The 15,700-nt window shown below is 58.4% G+C and carries 18 protein-coding genes; 15 read left to right on the plus strand and 3 right to left on the minus strand.

What is annotated here, in order from left to right; genetic code table 11:
• Nucleotides 1-131: 131 nt before the first annotated feature.
• The 4 genes from fliD (at nucleotide 132) to amyA (ending at nucleotide 3,926) form a co-directional block, all read left to right on the plus strand.
• Nucleotides 132-1,544 (plus strand): flagellar filament capping protein FliD, encoded by a 1,413-nt coding sequence (fliD, locus tag EV102420_RS10055; RefSeq protein WP_042391422.1) that lies wholly within the window; start codon nucleotides 132-134, stop codon nucleotides 1,542-1,544.
• A gap of 23 nt (nucleotides 1,545-1,567) precedes the next feature.
• Nucleotides 1,568-1,978 carry a flagellar export chaperone FliS gene (gene fliS, locus EV102420_RS10060; RefSeq protein WP_042391423.1) on the plus strand — a complete coding sequence of 137 codons (411 nt, stop codon included), beginning with the start codon at nucleotides 1,568-1,570 and terminating at the stop codon, nucleotides 1,976-1,978.
• Nucleotides 1,978-2,337, plus strand: coding sequence for a flagella biosynthesis regulatory protein FliT (fliT, locus tag EV102420_RS10065; RefSeq protein ID WP_042391424.1), 360 nt, complete (start codon nucleotides 1,978-1,980; stop codon nucleotides 2,335-2,337). Before fliS ends, fliT begins: the two co-directional genes overlap by 1 nt.
• 101 nt (nucleotides 2,338-2,438) lie before the next feature.
• Complete coding sequence (gene amyA / locus EV102420_RS10070; protein WP_042391425.1) at nucleotides 2,439-3,926, plus strand: alpha-amylase; 1,488 nt, start codon at nucleotides 2,439-2,441, stop codon at nucleotides 3,924-3,926.
• Between the two features lie 41 nt (nucleotides 3,927-3,967).
• On the opposite strand, the gene yedD is transcribed toward amyA, so the two are convergent.
• Complete coding sequence (gene yedD / locus EV102420_RS10075) at nucleotides 3,968-4,381, minus strand: lipoprotein YedD (RefSeq protein WP_042391426.1); 414 nt, start codon at nucleotides 4,379-4,381, stop codon at nucleotides 3,968-3,970.
• A 189-nt stretch (nucleotides 4,382-4,570) separates the two neighbouring features.
• Between yedD and yedE the strand changes: the two genes are divergently transcribed.
• Nucleotides 4,571-5,776 carry a selenium metabolism membrane protein YedE/FdhT gene (gene yedE / locus EV102420_RS10080; protein ID WP_042391427.1) on the plus strand — a complete coding sequence of 402 codons (1,206 nt, stop codon included), beginning with the start codon at nucleotides 4,571-4,573 and terminating at the stop codon, nucleotides 5,774-5,776.
• Nucleotides 5,777-5,778: 2 nt separating this feature from the next.
• Nucleotides 5,779-6,015 carry a sulfurtransferase-like selenium metabolism protein YedF gene (yedF, locus tag EV102420_RS10085; protein ID WP_042391468.1) on the plus strand — a complete coding sequence of 79 codons (237 nt, stop codon included), beginning with the start codon at nucleotides 5,779-5,781 and terminating at the stop codon, nucleotides 6,013-6,015.
• Between the two features lie 90 nt (nucleotides 6,016-6,105).
• Here yedF and lysM read toward each other — a convergent pair whose 3' ends face one another.
• The gene (gene lysM / locus EV102420_RS10090; RefSeq protein WP_042391428.1) at nucleotides 6,106-6,564 is read right to left on the minus strand and encodes a peptidoglycan-binding protein LysM; all 459 of its coding nucleotides are present in this window, start codon (nucleotides 6,562-6,564) and stop codon (nucleotides 6,106-6,108) included.
• A gap of 91 nt (nucleotides 6,565-6,655) precedes the next feature.
• Nucleotides 6,656-6,970, minus strand: a complete 315-nt coding sequence (gene fliE, locus EV102420_RS10095) for a flagellar hook-basal body complex protein FliE (RefSeq protein WP_106403916.1) — start codon at nucleotides 6,968-6,970, stop codon at nucleotides 6,656-6,658.
• Nucleotides 6,971-7,195: 225 nt separating this feature from the next.
• Here fliE and fliF point away from each other — a divergent pair, with 225 nt between their 5' ends.
• From fliF to fliN, 9 genes are all read left to right on the plus strand, one after another.
• Nucleotides 7,196-8,884 carry a flagellar basal-body MS-ring/collar protein FliF gene (gene fliF, locus EV102420_RS10100; protein WP_042391430.1) on the plus strand — a complete coding sequence of 563 codons (1,689 nt, stop codon included), beginning with the start codon at nucleotides 7,196-7,198 and terminating at the stop codon, nucleotides 8,882-8,884.
• Nucleotides 8,877-9,872, plus strand: a complete 996-nt coding sequence (fliG, locus tag EV102420_RS10105; protein WP_042391432.1) for a flagellar motor switch protein FliG — start codon at nucleotides 8,877-8,879, stop codon at nucleotides 9,870-9,872. The genes fliF and fliG overlap by 8 nt, the downstream gene beginning before the upstream one ends.
• Complete coding sequence (fliH, locus tag EV102420_RS10110) at nucleotides 9,865-10,581, plus strand: flagellar assembly protein FliH (RefSeq protein ID WP_042391433.1); 717 nt, start codon at nucleotides 9,865-9,867, stop codon at nucleotides 10,579-10,581. The genes fliG and fliH overlap by 8 nt, the downstream gene beginning before the upstream one ends.
• A complete protein-coding gene (fliI, locus tag EV102420_RS10115; protein WP_042391469.1) occupies nucleotides 10,581-11,951 on the plus strand; it encodes a flagellar protein export ATPase FliI in 1,371 nt (456 codons plus the stop codon). The genes fliH and fliI overlap by 1 nt, the downstream gene beginning before the upstream one ends.
• Nucleotides 11,952-11,975: 24 nt before the next feature.
• Nucleotides 11,976-12,419 (plus strand): flagellar export protein FliJ, encoded by a 444-nt coding sequence (fliJ, locus tag EV102420_RS10120; RefSeq protein ID WP_042391434.1) that lies wholly within the window; start codon nucleotides 11,976-11,978, stop codon nucleotides 12,417-12,419.
• Nucleotides 12,416-13,705: a flagellar hook length control protein FliK gene (gene fliK / locus EV102420_RS10125; RefSeq protein WP_042391435.1), complete on the plus strand. Its 1,290-nt coding sequence runs from the start codon at nucleotides 12,416-12,418 to the stop codon at nucleotides 13,703-13,705. Before fliJ ends, fliK begins: the two co-directional genes overlap by 4 nt.
• Before the next feature lie 105 nt (nucleotides 13,706-13,810).
• Nucleotides 13,811-14,278, plus strand: a complete 468-nt coding sequence (fliL, locus tag EV102420_RS10130) for a flagellar basal body-associated protein FliL (RefSeq protein WP_042391436.1) — start codon at nucleotides 13,811-13,813, stop codon at nucleotides 14,276-14,278.
• Nucleotides 14,279-14,282: 4 nt separating this feature from the next.
• A complete protein-coding gene (gene fliM / locus EV102420_RS10135; protein WP_042391437.1) occupies nucleotides 14,283-15,287 on the plus strand; it encodes a flagellar motor switch protein FliM in 1,005 nt (334 codons plus the stop codon).
• Nucleotides 15,284-15,700, plus strand: a complete 417-nt coding sequence (gene fliN / locus EV102420_RS10140) for a flagellar motor switch protein FliN (RefSeq protein ID WP_042391438.1) — start codon at nucleotides 15,284-15,286, stop codon at nucleotides 15,698-15,700. Before fliM ends, fliN begins: the two co-directional genes overlap by 4 nt.

The raw sequence follows: 15,700 nt of genomic DNA on the forward strand, positions 1-15,700 counted from the left end.
TTTTTAAAAGCGCAAAGTGCCTGGTTTTTCCCCGCTTTATTTCGCCATTGTTTTTTGTAAAAGGCTCTAATCTTTTCGCTGTCGCTGCCGATAGTACATCCAGTGATTGTCTTAAATTGAGGGATGTTATTATGGCAACAGTAAGTTCGCTTGGTGCCGGCACCAGCATGAGTTCATCGCTGAGTACGCTATATGATGGGCTGGAGTCTTCTGAGCAGACTCGGTTAACGCCTATTACGCAACAGCAGACATCATATAAAGCAAAACTGACCGCCTGGGGCGTGGTGCAGACATCGCTAACGTCGCTACAGAAGGCGGCAGACGCATTAAAAGATACCTCAGCCATTGCGTCGGCTAAGGTCTCCAGCACTAATAGCGCGTTCAGCGCGACGCTGGCCAACAGCGCCACGGCGGGAACCTACTCCGTTGAGGTCACCCAGCTAGCTACCTCGCAGTCGCTGCTCAGCCCAAAGGCAAGCAGTAAAGAGTCTGTTCTCGGGGACAGCAGCCTCAGCTCGCGGACAATCACTATCACCCAGCCAGGTCAGAAAGATCCCATGACGGTGACGCTGGCCAGCGATAAAACCAGCCTTGCGGACATTCGCGATGCGATAAATGCCAAACAGGGCAGCGTCACCGCCAGCATTATTAAAGCGGATGATAGCAGCTACTACCTGGCGCTGACCTCTCGCGACAGCGGCGAAGCGAACGCGATGACCATCACTACTGACGACAGCAAGCTGGCGAAATACATCAGCTACGACGCCACCGACAGTACCAAAAGCGCCATGACCCAGCAGGTGGAGGCGAAAGATGCCATTGTTAAAATCAATAACATCACCATCACCCGCAGCAGCAACACCATTACCGATGCGCCAGAAGGCGTAACCCTGTCGCTGACGAAAACCAACGTCGGTAGCCCGGAGACGCTGTCGGTCGTCAAAGACAACGAGCCGATGACGACGGCCATAAAGGCCTACGTTGACGCCTATAACTCGCTGCAGACGACCATCAGCAACCAGACCAAATATACGGCGGTGGATCAGGGCAGCGACAGCCAGAGTACCTCAAACGGCGATCTGCTTGGCGACGGCACGCTGCGTAATATCCAGACGCGCCTGCGCTCCCTGCTCTCCACCAGCCAGGGAACCGGAACTATCTCTACCCTGTCGCAGATGGGTATCACCCAGGATCTGACCGGCAAGCTGACCATCGATGATACCAAGCTGACTAAAGCACTGAACGAGTCCCCGACCGATGTGTTGACTTTCCTCTCCGGCGACGGCAAAACCACCGGTTTTGCCACCCAGGCTAGCAGCCAGTTAAAAGACATTCTGGGCACCGACGGCACGCTGAAAAGCGCCACGGATGGAATCAATAAAACCCTGAAGCGGCTGTCAGAGAAGTACGATCAGGTAAACGATCAGATCACCGCGACGATGGCGCGCTATAAGGCCCAGTTCACCAGCCTGAGTACGCTCATGTCGTCCTTGGACTCCACGGCCAGCTATTTGACCCAGCAGTTTAATGCCATAAACAGTTAATGAACCATGAGTAGAGGTTTGACATGTATACAAAATCGGGAATTCAGGCTTATGCCCAGGTCAGCGTTGAGAGCGCCGTCCTGAGTGCCAGCCCACATCAGCTGGTGGTCCTACTTTTTGATGGCGCGTTAAGCGCCATGAAAAAAGCGGCCATCCTGATCGATCAGGGAGACATTCCCGGTAAAGGCCAGGCCCTGTCAAAAGCAATCAATATCATTACCAATGGCTTACGTGCAGGACTCAATCATGAAGTTGAAGGCGGCCTCGCAGAAAATCTAGAACACCTCTATGACTTTATGATTGAGCGTCTTCTTCAGGCCAATCTGCACAATGACCTCGCCGCCATTGATGAAGTCACTACACTGCTGACCAATATTGCCGATGCCTGGAAAGAGATCGGCCCTAATAATCAAAATGCGCGGGACACCTACTAATGGATGCCGATTTCGGGTTGCTCCAACACTATCAGCAACTGCTGCTGACCAGCAACATGATGCTAAGCCTTGCTAAAGAGGGGCGCTGGGATGAGCTTATCCAGCATGAGGTGAGCTATATCACCGCCGTAGAAAAGCTGACCCAGCTGCAGGATACCGCAGATACTGCCCCTGCTATTCAGGGGCGGCTCCGCCCGCTGTTAAAACAGATCCTCGAGAACAAAGTTGAGCTTAAAACGCTGCTGCACCAGCGCATGGAAGAACTACGCACCTTAGTGGGGCAAACGTCCCGCCAACAGAACCTGAACTCAACCTATGGACGTCTCTCTGGTAATATTCTTTTCCCAAGCGAGCTGTGAACGCTGCTGCCTTCAGGCGGGTAAACTATTTTAACGTTCTTACCCGCTTCGTTTTCTAAATATCATCCATACTTCAAGTTCCTTACTCTGGAGCTTGGTCGATGAAAAACCCCACCTTATTGCAATGCTTTCACTGGTATTATCCGGATGGCGGTAAGCTCTGGCCGGAAGTGGCCGAGCGTGCAGCTGGTTTTAATGATATTGGCATTAACATGGTCTGGCTGCCCCCCGCTTATAAAGCGGCCACGGGAGGATACTCGGTCGGATATGACACCTACGATCTCTTCGACCTGGGCGAGTTCGATCAAAAAGGGACCGTTGCGACTAAATATGGCGATAAAGCCCAGCTGCTGGCGGCTATCGGTGCGCTGAAAGAGAACGGCATTGCCGTGCTGCTCGACGTCGTGGTCAACCATAAGATGGGAGCCGATGAAAAAGAGTCGATCTGTGTTAATCGGGTAAACGAACACGACCGCACCCAGATTGACGATGAGGAGATCGCCTGCGAGGCCTGGACACGTTACACCTTCCCCGCCCGTGAGGGTAAATATTCGAAGTTTATCTGGGACCACAAGTGCTTTAGCGGCGTCGATCATATCGAAAATCCCGACGAAGAAGGCATCTTTAAGATCGTCAACGATTATACCGGCGATGGCTGGAACGATCAGGTCGACGGAGAGCTGGGTAACTTTGACTATTTGATGGGCTCCAATATCGACTTCCGCAACCGGGCGGTGACGGAGGAGATCAAATACTGGGCCCGCTGGGTGATGGAGCAGACCCAGTGCGACGGCTTCCGCCTTGATGCCGTGAAGCATATCCCGGCCTGGTTCTATAAGGAGTGGATCGACCACGTGCAGGAGGTGGCCCCGAAACCGCTGTTTATCGTCGCCGAATACTGGGCCCATGAAGTCGGACGCTTGCAGCAGTATATCGATCAGGTCGATGGCAATACGATGCTGTTCGACGCCCCGCTGCAGATGAATTTCCATCAGGCATCGTTGCAGGGCCGTGACTACGACATGAGCCAGATTTTCACCGGCACGCTGGTGGAAGCCGATCCCTTCCATGCCGTCACCCTGGTCACTAACCACGACACTCAGCTGTTGCAGGCGCTGGAAGCACCAGTGGAATCCTGGTTTAAACCGCTGGCCTACGCTCTGATCCTGCTGCGGGAAAACGGTGTGCCATCGGTGTTCTATCCGGATCTGTATGGCGCAAGCTATGACGATACCGGCGGCGATGGCGAAACCTACCACATCGATATGCCGATCGTCGAACATCTCGACAAGCTGATCCTGGCCCGTCAGCGCTTTGCCCACGGCGTACAGACCCTGTGGTTCGATCACCCGAACTGCATCGCCTTTAGCCGGAGCGGAACCGAAGAGGATCCCGGCTGCGTCGTGGTGCTTTCCAACGGTAACGACGGGGAAAAGACGCTGGAGCTAGGGGAAAACTACGGCAATAAGATGTGGCGCGACTACCTCGGCAACCGCGAGGAGACGGTCAGCACTGACGAAAACGGCACGGGTACCTTTACCTGCAACGGCGGCAGCGTCAGCGTGTGGGTTCTGGAGGACGTGCTGTAACCGGATGCGCTGAGTGAGAGGCCTCACTCAGCGTTATTGCTTTACGGCAGCGGCGTAGGCAGCGGGCTTTTCGCCAATACCTCAGCGCACTCGGCGGTTGGGCGATCGACCCGTTTTAGCATCATGCCCGCATACTCCAGCAGGGCACCATCACGCTCTACCGAGTACACCTCGACCTTTTGCGTCACGTTATAGAAATCGTCCCCGCGTAGCGTCAGCTTGCCAGGAAGCGCTATCACGCGCTGCCACTGGCGACAGTCCAGCGTATCCCCAGCGGGGGTCACCACCAGGCTGGCAATCGCTTCCGGGCTGACCAGCTTGCTCTGCGGCCCGGCAGATTGCCAGTACCCTACCAGCTCCGCGGGTGCCGGGTGTTTAACGACCTCGTTATAGTTATCAATCTGTGCACATCCGGTCAACGCCAGCAATGCGCTTAAAATCGCTACTTTTTTCATCCAATGTCCTGCGCGCGAAGAAAAAAAATATTCTGGCATTAAAGCGCCACGGCTGCCAGCAATTACCTTCAGCACTTTACTTGATCTGCACCGTATAAATGCCATTTACCGCTGGGCAAATGCGTGTGTGCGTGTAGGATCGCGGTTCCGCTTTATTACATAAACCTTCTGAGTTCAGAGGCTATTACCATGTCCTGGCAACACTTCAAACAGCGCTGGCTGATTACCTTTTGGGCACCCCTGCCCGCCGTTATCGCCGCCGGCATTCTCTCCACCTACTATTTTGGCATTACCGGCACCTTCTGGGCCGTTACCGGGGAATTTACCCGCTGGGGCGGTCAGCTTTTGCAGCTGATGGGCATCCATGCGGAAACCTGGGGTTACTACAAGCTGATCCATCTGGAAGGCACCCCGCTGACCCGCATCGACGGCATGATGATTATCGGCATGTTTGGCGGCTGTTTCGCTGCCGCGCTGTGGGCGAATAACGTCAAACTGCGTATGCCCCGCAGTCGTATCCGTATTTTTCAGGCCATTGTCGGCGGCATCATTGCCGGATTCGGCGCACGTCTGGCGATGGGCTGTAACCTGGCGGCGTTTTTCACCGGCATTCCTCAGTTTTCCCTTCACGCCTGGTTCTTTGCCCTGGCCACGGCGGTAGGCAGCTGGTTTGGCGCGCGCGTTACCCTGCTGCCGTTTTTCCGCATTCCGGTAAAAATGCAGAAGGTCTCCGCCGCCTCGCCGCTGACGCAGCAGCCTGACCGGGCGCGCCGTCGCTTTCGCCTCGGCATGCTGGTGTTTGTCGGCATGCTGGGATGGGCGCTACTCACGGCAATGAATCAGCCTAAGCTCGGTCTCGCCATGCTGTTCGGCGTCGGCTTTGGACTGCTGATTGAGCGGGCGCAGATCTGCTTCACCTCTGCCTTCCGTGATATGTGGATCACCGGCCGCACCCATATGGCAAAGGCCATTATCCTCGGGATGGCGGTGAGCGCCATCGGGATTTTCAGCTACGTTCAGCTGGGCGTTGAGGCCAAAATCATGTGGGCTGGCCCCAACGCCGTAATAGGCGGTTTGCTCTTCGGCTTCGGCATTGTGCTGGCGGGTGGGTGTGAAACCGGCTGGATGTACCGTGCCGTTGAAGGCCAGGTGCACTACTGGTGGGTGGGACTCGGAAATGTTATTGGCTCGACGCTGCTGGCCTATTTCTGGGACGATCTGGCTCCGTCGCTGGCCACCCGCTGGGATAAGGTCAATCTGCTGAACACCTTCGGGCCACTCGGGGGTTTGCTGGTCACCTACGGCCTGCTGCTAGCCGCCCTGGTGCTCGTCGTGGCCTGGGAGAAACATTTCTTTAAGCGCGCCGCCACGCTGGCGGTTAAGGAAGCGGTATGAATATGAGCAAAACAATAATACCCGATTACCGCCTGGATATGGTGGGCGAGCCCTGCCCCTACCCTGCCGTCGCCACGCTGGAGGCGATGCCGCAGTTAAAAAAGGGTGAGATTCTGGAGGTGGTGAGCGACTGCCCGCAATCCATTAATAACATTCCGCTGGACGCTCGCAATCACGGCTATACCGTGCTGGATATCCAGCAGGATGGACCGACCATTCGTTATTTAATTCAGAAGTAGAGAGTTTGCCGGATAAGCATAGCGCCACCCGGCAAATGCAGTAATGCCGGGCGAAGGCTAACGCCTTGCCCGGCCTACGGCGCTTGCAGATTACTGCGGAATACGCAGCACCTGGCCCGGATAGATTTTTTCCGGGCTTTTCAGCATCGGTTTGTTCGCTTCAAAAATCTTATTGTACTGGTTAGCGTCACCGTAAACCTGTTTAGAGATGGCGCTCAGCGTGTCACCGGATTTCACCGTATAGAACTGGCTCTCTTTCGCAGCAGTATCCGTCGCGGCAGTGGCCTTAACGTTGTCAGCAACGCTGGCAATACCGGAGATGTTACCTACCGCCACCAGAATCTTCTCTTTCGCTTCCTGGCTCAGGCCTTCGCCCGTAACGGTAGCCTGACCGTCGGCGACCTGCACGTTCACCTTATCGGCATCCGGGATCCCGGTTTTGCTCAGATGCTCTTGCACCTTTTTCGCCTGCTCTTCCTTGTCGTCATGCCCTGAGACGGCGTCCCACAGCTTTTCGCCTGCTTCTTTTACAAAATTGAAAAGACCCATTTTCAGCTCCTTACCGTTAAGTTAAGACTCTGAAAGTGTAGCAGAGGTCAGGGGAAGCGGCTGACGTAAGCGTGTTTTAAGGAAGTTCTGACTACACCTGCATCGCCATCACGTCCTGGTACGCCGACACCAGCTTGTTACGTACCTGGATCCCCATCTGCAACGACACGGATGATTTTTGCAGATCGGTCATCACGTCGTTCAGGGCAACACCCGGCTCACCCAGCGTGAATTTCTCAGCCTGCGTACGCGCGGCGTTCTGCGTATCGCTGATGCGATCCAGCGCGGCGTGCAGCTGGCCCGCGAAGCTAACGGTGGACTCAGCGCCAACGCTCTGGTTTTTCGCCACGCCGGCCGTGGCCTGCAGCTGGCTGATGACGCCTTCAATCCCCTGGATAGACATGATTTAACCCCTACATGATTTGACTGGCGACGAGGTTACCAGTTTGTCAATAAGATGAAGGCGGTAAATAGCGACAAAAAACCAGGTTATTTGACCCATAGAAAATCGCAAATCATCAAATAATGGCTGGGCCATCAACATGGAACTTTTGTCGTGTTTGCCGACCCGGGAGTCCGTTTTGCTTCATTACACGAATAATGCCGTCCACCCTGAGTTACGAGGTGTGCAATGAGTGCGACAGCAACCGCATCACAGAATAAATCTCTCGAATGGATGAACCGCCTACGCGCGAACCCCAGAATTCCACTGCTTGTCGCCGGTGCAGCCGCCATCGCCATCATCGTTGCGATGGTGCTGTGGGCGAAGCAGCCGGACTACCGCGTCCTTTATAGCAACGTCTCCGATCAGGACGGCGGCGCGATAGTGACCCAGCTGACGCAGATGAACATCCCCTACCGCTTCTCTGACACCGGTGGCGCGATTGAAGTGCCAGCGGACAAGGTGCACGAGCTGCGCCTGCGCCTCGCCCAGCTTGGGCTGCCGAAAGGCGGCGCGGTAGGCTTTGAGCTGCTGGACCAGGAGAAGTTTGGTATCAGCCAGTTCAGCGAGCAGGTCAACTACCAGCGTGCGCTGGAGGGCGAACTGGCCCGTACCATCGAAACCCTCGGGCCGGTGAAGTCAGCCCGTGTCCACCTGGCGATGCCTAAACCGTCGCTGTTCGTGCGCGAACAGAAATCCCCCTCGGCCTCCGTTACCGTGAACCTCGCACCGGGTCGCGCCATGGACGAAGGCCAGATCAGCGCCGTGGTTCATTTAGTCTCCAGCGCCGTTGCGGGCCTGCCGCCGGGTAACGTTACCCTGGTCGACCAGAGCGGTCGCCTGCTGACCCAGTCCAACACCAGCGGTCGCGATCTTAACGACGCCCAGCTGAAGTATGCCGCTGACGTTGAAGGCCGCGTGCAGCGCCGTATCGAGGCGATCCTCTCCCCTATCGTCGGCAATGGCAACGTTCATGCCCAGGTTAACGCCCAGATCGACTTTGATAATAAAGAGCAGACCGAAGAGCAGTATCATCCGAACGGCAACCCGTCCGAAGCCGTGATGCGCTCCCGTCAGCTGAACGAAAGCGAGCAGGTGGGCGGCCCCTATCCGGGCGGCGTGCCGGGTGCACTCTCTAACCAACCTGCACCAGCTAACAACGCGCCGATTACGGCGAATACACCGCAGAACGGCCAGCAGAACCAGAATGCGCAGCAGACCACCTCGACCAGCACGGCAAACAGCGCCGGTCCGCGTAATACGCAGCGCAACGAAACCACCAACTACGAAGTCGACCGCACCATTCGCCACACCAAAATGAACGTCGGCGACGTGCAGCGTCTCTCCGTGGCCGTGGTGGTGAACTATCGCACCCTGACCGATGGCAAACCGCTGCCGTTGACCGCCGACCAGTTGAAGCAGATTGAAGACCTGACCCGCGAAGCGATGGGCTTCTCCCAGCAGCGCGGCGATACCCTCAACGTGGTGAACTCCCAGTTCAACGCCACCGATGAGAGCGCAGGCGAGCTGCCGTTCTGGCAACAGCAGGCCTTTATCGATCAGCTGATGACCGCCGGTCGCTGGCTGCTGGTGCTGATTGTTGCCTGGATCCTGTGGCGCAAAGCCGTTCGTCCGCAGCTGGTGCGTCGCGAAGAGGAGCGCAAAGCGCTGCTTGAGAATGCACAGACTCGCCAGATGCCGGAAGAGGAAGCCGTGGAGGTTCGCCTCAGCAAAGACGAGCAGACCCAGCAGCGCCGGGCTAACCAGCGCCTGAGCGCCGAGGTGATGAGCCAGCGTATTCGCGAAATGTCAGATAACGATCCGCGCGTTGTTGCGCTGGTCATCCGCCAGTGGATGAGTGGTGAAGAGCATGAGTAACCTTACCGGAACCGAAAAGAGCGTCATCCTGCTGATGACCATTGGCGAAGACCGTGCGGCGGAGGTGTTCAAGCACCTCTCCCAGCGTGAGGTTCAGCACCTCAGTACCGCCATGGCAGGCGTGCGCCAGATCTCCAACAAGCAGCTGACCGACGTTCTGCAAGAGTTCGAGCAGGAAGCCGAGCAGTTCGCCGCGCTCAATATCAACGCCAACGACTACCTGCGTTCGGTGCTGGTGAAAGCGCTCGGCGAAGAGCGCGCCGCCAGCCTGCTGGAAGATATTCTTGAGACCCGCGATACCTCCAGCGGTATCGAGACCCTCAACTTTATGGAGCCGCAGACCGCAGCCGATCTTATCCGCGACGAGCATCCGCAGATTATCGCCACCATCCTTGTGCACCTTAAGCGCGGCCAGGCGGCGGATATTCTCGCCCTCTTCGATGAGCGTCTGCGTCATGACGTCATGCTGCGTATCGCCACCTTCGGCGGCGTGCAGCCAGCCGCGCTGGCAGAGCTGACCGAGGTGCTGAACAGCCTGCTCGACGGCCAGAACCTCAAGCGCAGCAAAATGGGCGGCGTAAGAACGGCAGCCGAGATCATCAACCTGATGAAGACCCAGCAGGAAGAGGCGGTTATTACCGCGGTGCGCGAATTCGACGGCGAGCTGGCACAGAAAATTATCGACGAGATGTTCCTGTTCGAAAACCTCTCCGAGGTGGACGATCGCAGCATCCAGCGTCTGCTGCAGGAAGTGGATTCCGAATCCCTGCTTATCGCGCTCAAAGGCTCCGAACAGCCGCTGCGCGAGAAGTTCCTGCGCAACATGTCCCAGCGTGCGGCAGACATTCTGCGCGACGACCTTGCCAACCGTGGTCCGGTGCGTCTCTCCCAGGTGGAGAACGAACAGAAAGCGATCCTGCTTATCGTTCGTCGTCTGGCAGAAACCGGCGAGATGGTAATTGGCAGCGGCGAGGATACCTATGTCTAACGAGCTGCCGTGGAAAATCTGGACGCCGGAAGATCTGGCGATGCCGGTAAGCGAATTCGTTCCGGCGGTGGCGCACGATAGCGACAGCGACGACGCCCCGCAGGAGAGCGAAGAGGTCGTTTTAACCGACGAGCAGAAGCAACAGCAGCAGCTGGCGCAGCTGCAGATCCAGGCCCACGAGCAGGGATACAGCGCCGGTCTCGCCGAAGGTCGGCAGAACGGCCATAGCAAAGGTTACCAGGAAGGTCTGGCCCAGGGCCTGGAGCAGGGGCTGGCCCAGGCTCAGCAGCAGCAGGCACCGATCCATGCCCGGATGCAGCAGCTGGTGAGCGAGTTCCAGTACACGCTTGATGCGCTGGACAGCGTGATCGCCTCCCGCCTGATGCAGATGGCGCTGGAGGCGGCGCGCCAGGTGATCGGCCAGACGCCGAGCGTGGATAACACCGCGCTGATCAAACAGATCCAGCAGCTGCTTCAGCAGGAGCCGCTGTTTAACGGCAAGCCGCAGCTGCGCGTCCACCCGGACGATCTGCAGCGCGTGGAGGAGATGCTGGGCGCGACGCTGAGCCTGCACGGCTGGCGTCTGCGGGGCGATCCGACCCTTCATCCCGGCGGCTGTAAAGTCTCTGCCGACGAGGGCGATCTGGATGCCAGCGTCGCCACCCGCTGGCAGGAACTGTGCCGCCTGGCCGCACCGGGAGCGATCTGATGACTGCGCGCCTGACCCGCTGGCTGACCACGCTGGACAACTTTGAGAGCAAAATGGCGCAGCTGCCCGCGGTACGCCGCTACGGGCGGCTGACCCGCGCCACCGGTCTGGTACTGGAGGCGACCGGCCTGCAGCTGCCGCTGGGGGCCACCTGCGTTATTGAACGCCAGGAGAATGGCGATATCCGGGAAGTCGAGAGTGAAGTGGTGGGCTTTAACGGCCAGCGCCTCTTCCTGATGCCGCTGGAAGAGGTGGAAGGCATTCTGCCTGGCGCGCGCGTCTACGCCCGCAGCGCCAGCGGCGACGGTTTGCACAGCGGAAAACAGCTGCCCTTAGGTCCCGCGCTGCTGGGTCGGGTGCTGGACGGCGCGGGCAAACCGCTGGACGGCCTCCCCTCTCCCGACACCACCGAAACCGGGGCGCTGATCACCCAGCCGTTCAACCCCCTGCAGCGTACCCCCATTGAACACGTGCTTGATACCGGCGTGCGGGCGATCAACGCCCTGTTAACCGTTGGTCGCGGCCAGCGTATGGGCCTGTTTGCCGGTTCCGGCGTCGGTAAGAGCGTGCTGCTGGGCATGATGGCGCGCTACACCCAGGCTGACGTGATCGTGGTTGGGCTGATTGGCGAGCGTGGCCGTGAAGTAAAAGATTTTATCGAAAACATTCTGGGCGCCGAGGGCCGCGCCCGGTCGGTGGTGATCGCCGCCCCGGCGGACGTCTCGCCGCTGCTGCGTATGCAGGGTGCGGCCTACGCCACGCGCATCGCGGAAGATTTCCGCGATCGCGGCCAGCACGTGCTGCTGATTATGGACTCCCTGACCCGCTACGCCATGGCGCAGCGTGAGATCGCCCTGGCGATCGGTGAGCCCCCGGCAACCAAAGGCTACCCGCCGTCGGTGTTTGCCAAACTGCCCGCTCTGGTGGAGCGCGCCGGTAACGGCATCCACGGCGGCGGTTCCGTTACCGCCTTCTATACCGTGCTGACCGAAGGGGATGACCAGCAGGATCCTATCGCCGACTCAGCTCGCGCCATTCTTGACGGCCACATCGTGCTGTCGCGGCGGCTGGCCGAGGCGGGTCACTATCCCGCTATCGATATTGAAGCCTCTATTAGCCGAGCCATGACCGCGTTAATCAGCGAGCAACACTACGCCAGAGTCAGACATTTTAAACAGCTGCTCTCCAGCTTCCAGCGCAACCGCGATCTGGTGAGCGTGGGCGCCTACGCCCGGGGCAGCGATCCGATGCTGGATAAAGCCATCGCCCTGTGGCCGCAGCTGGAAGCCTATCTCCAGCAGGGCATTTTTGAACGCGCCGGATGGGAAGAGTCCATCCAGGGCTTAGAGCTTATTTTCCCGACGGTGTAACAGAAGAGTGGGAGGGCGACGATCGTGACGCAGACTAGCGCATTAACGACGCTAAAGGATCTGGCTGAAAAAGCGGTGGATGACGCAGCAATACGCCTCGGCGAGATGCGCCGGGGATGTCAGCAGGCGGAAGAGCAGCTCAAGATGCTGATGGATTATCAGAACGAGTACCGCAATAACCTCAACACGGATATGACCCAGGGCATTGGCAGCCAGCGCTGGCAGAACTACCAGCAGTTTATCTCCACGCTGGAAAAAGCCATCGATCAGCACCGCCAGCAGCTGATGCAGTGGACCACGAAAGTCGAACAGGCGTTGAACGCCTGGCGAGAGAAGAAACAACGTTTGCAGGCGTGGCAAACCCTACAGGATCGGCAGACCAGCGCCGCCCTGCTGGCAGAGAACCGCCTCGATCAGAAAAAAATGGATGAGTTCGCCCAGCGCGCTTCAATGAGGAAACCAGAGTGATCACTTTGCCAAAACTGCTTGTTACCGATGCCGATACCACCAGCGGCCTGCAAACAGGTAAAACGGCGACGGGCGCAGAAGACTTTCTTGCCCTGCTGTCGGGCGCGCTTTCCGGCACCCAGGCGTCAGGTGAGGACGTACCCTTGACGCTTAACGATCTGCGCACGGCAGGCGCGACGCTACAGCAGAGCCTGCTGAAAGGCGGCGCGGATGAGACCGATACCCGCTCTCCGGCGGTCCAGCTTGCCGCCCTGCTCGCCCGTACGCCTGCAGGCGCTGCGGCTGCAACTGCCGTTAAGGGAGACGTCACCGACGACGCAGCCCAAGCCAGCGTGCCGCTGCAGAGCGAAGCGCAAAGTATTTTAGCCAGCCTGACCGGCGGCCTTAAAGGTATGACATCGACAGCGACTGCTTCACAGGTACAGCCAACCGCGACCACCGCAGACACAGATGACGACACCCACAGCGATCTCAGTGACGAGGAGCTGGCCGGGCTGAGCGCCCTGCTGGCCATGCTGCCGCATCAGCAAACGGCAACGCCCGCCGTGCCGAAGAGCGATGCTGCTGCCACCTCCACGCCGGTGACCACTGCCGCTGGCCGTGGCGCGGATCTCGCCTCTCTCACCCGTGAGCCAACGTTAAGCCCGGCGACGAAAGATGACGCCGACGGCGAGCGTTTTGCCGCTGCCGTTGACGGCAACGCGCAAACCAGCCAGCTGACCGCCGCCGCGCCGCTGAAAAACGCCCCGGAGACCGCCGTGCAGGCAGTCAACACCAGCGTCAGCGTCGCCCCAGCGGTGACCACCGCCGCGCCAGCGCAGGCCAGCGCCCCGGTTGCCGCGCCGGTGATCAGCGCCCCGTTGGGCAGCAGCGAATGGCAGCAGACCATCAGCCAGAATATCACCCTGTTTACCAGGCAGGGCCAGCAGAGCGCCGAGCTACGCCTGCATCCGGAAGATTTAGGTCAGGTGCAGATTAGCCTGAAGATTGACGACAACCAGGCTCAGCTGCAGATGGTGTCCCAGCACAGCCACGTGCGTGCCGCGCTGGAAGCCGCGCTGCCAGTGCTGCGTACCCAGCTGGCGGAAAACGGCATTCAGCTTGGCCAGAGCAGCATCAGCAGCGAAAGCTCCGCTGGACAGCAGCACTCCTCCTCCCAGCAACAACAGGCCTCTCGCTCGGGCCACGGCGGCACGTTTGCCGCTGACGAAGAAGATGCATTGACCGTTCCGGCGAGCCTGCAATCGCGTGCTCGCGGCAACGGCGCGGTAGACATCTTTGCCTAAACGCAAAAGGTAGCATGATTATCCCCGTCTTTTCCGCCCTTTGACGGACGCAGGACACGGGATAATCAGTCTATAAGCAGTACCGAAACAGGAAGCACGTAACAGATGACTGACGCCGCCATTACCAAGAAGAAGAAACGCTCAATCTGGATCCCGCTGTTGGTGTTGATCACGCTCGCCGCGTGCGCCACCGCCGGCTATAGCTACTGGCGCATGCACCAGCAGCCAGGTGAAGAGGTGAAAGCCGAAGCACCGCCGCCGCCCGCACCGGTCTTTTTCGCACTGGATACCTTTACCGTTAACCTGGGCGAAGCCGATCGCGTCTTCTACATTGGCATTACCCTGCGCCTGAAAGACGAAGGCACGCGTGCACGCCTGAGCGAGTATCTGCCGGAGGTGCGTAGCCGCCTGCTGCTGCTCTTCTCCCGTCAGGATGCCACGCAGCTGGCAACCGACGAAGGCAAGCGCCAGCTGGTCGCCGCCATCAAAGAGACGCTCTCTCCGCCGTTAGTCCCTGGCCAGCCAAAGCAGGAAGTGACTGACGTTCTCTATACAGCTTTCATTTTGCGGTAAAGACATGGGCGATAGCATTCTTTCACAGGCCGAAATTGATGCGCTGCTGAACGGCGACAGCGAACAGAGCGATGCTCCGCAGCCCGGTAAAGGCGGCGAGAGTGATATTCGTCCTTACGATCCCAATACCCAGCGCCGCGTGGTGCGTGAACGCCTGCAGGCGCTGGAGATCATTAATGAACGTTTCGCGCGCCAGTTCCGCATGGGGCTGTTCAACCTGCTGCGCCGCAGCCCGGATATCACCGTGGGGGCGATCCGCATTCAGCCCTACCATGAGTTTGCCCGTAACCTGCCGGTGCCGACCAACCTTAACCTGATCCACCTGAAGCCGCTGCGCGGCACCGGGCTGTTTGTCTTCTCGCCAAGCCTGGTGTTCATTGCCGTGGATAACCTGTTCGGCGGCGATGGCCGTTTCCCGACTAAGGTTGAGGGACGTGAGTTTACCCATACCGAGCAGCGGGTGATCAACCGCATGCTGAAGCTGGCGCTGGAAGGCTACAGCGACGCATGGAAAGCGATCCATCCCCTGGACGTTGAGTATGTGCGTTCGGAGATGCAGGTGAAGTTTACTAACATCACGACCTCGCCGAACGATATCGTCGTCAATACCCCTTTCCACGTGGAGATTGGTAACCTGACCGGCGAGTTTAATATCTGTCTGCCCTTCAGCATGATTGAGCCGCTGCGCGAGACGCTGGTTAACCCGCCGCTGGAGAACTCCCGCAACGAGGATCAAAACTGGCGCGATAACCTGGTTCGTCAGGTGCAGCACTCCGAGCTGGAGCTGATTGCCAATTTCGGCGATGTCCCGCTGCGCCTGTCGCAGATCCTGAAGCTGCAACCCGGTGACGTGCTGCCGATCGACAAACCCGATCGCATCATCGCCCACGTAGATGGTGTCCCGGTGCTTACCAGCCAGTACGGCACCATCAACGGCCAGTATGCCCTGCGCGTTGAACACTTGATCAACCCGATTTTGAATTCGCTGAATGAGGAACAGCCCAAATGAGTGATATGAACAATCCGTCCGATGAGAACAGTATGGCAATGGACGATCTGTGGGCTGACGCGTTGAACGAACAAAAAACCACAACCAGCAGCAAAAGCACCACCGACTCGGTGTTTCAGCAGTTTGGCGGCGGTGACGTGAGCGGCACCTTACAGGATATCGATCTGATTATGGATATCCCGGTCAAGCTGACCGTGGAGCTTGGTCGTACCCGCATGACCATTAAAGAGCTGCTGCGCCTGACCCAAGGATCGGTGGTGGCGCTGGACGGCCTCGCCGGTGAGCCGCTGGATATCCTGATCAACGGCTATCTGATTGCCCAGGGTGAAGTTGTGGTTGTCGCCGACAAATACGGCGTACGTATTACCGATATCATCACGCCGTCCGAGCGTATGCGTCGTCTGAGCCGCTAA

It is taken from the genome of Pseudescherichia vulneris NBRC 102420 (genome assembly GCF_000759795.1).
Classification (GTDB): domain Bacteria; phylum Pseudomonadota; class Gammaproteobacteria; order Enterobacterales; family Enterobacteriaceae; genus Pseudescherichia; species Pseudescherichia vulneris.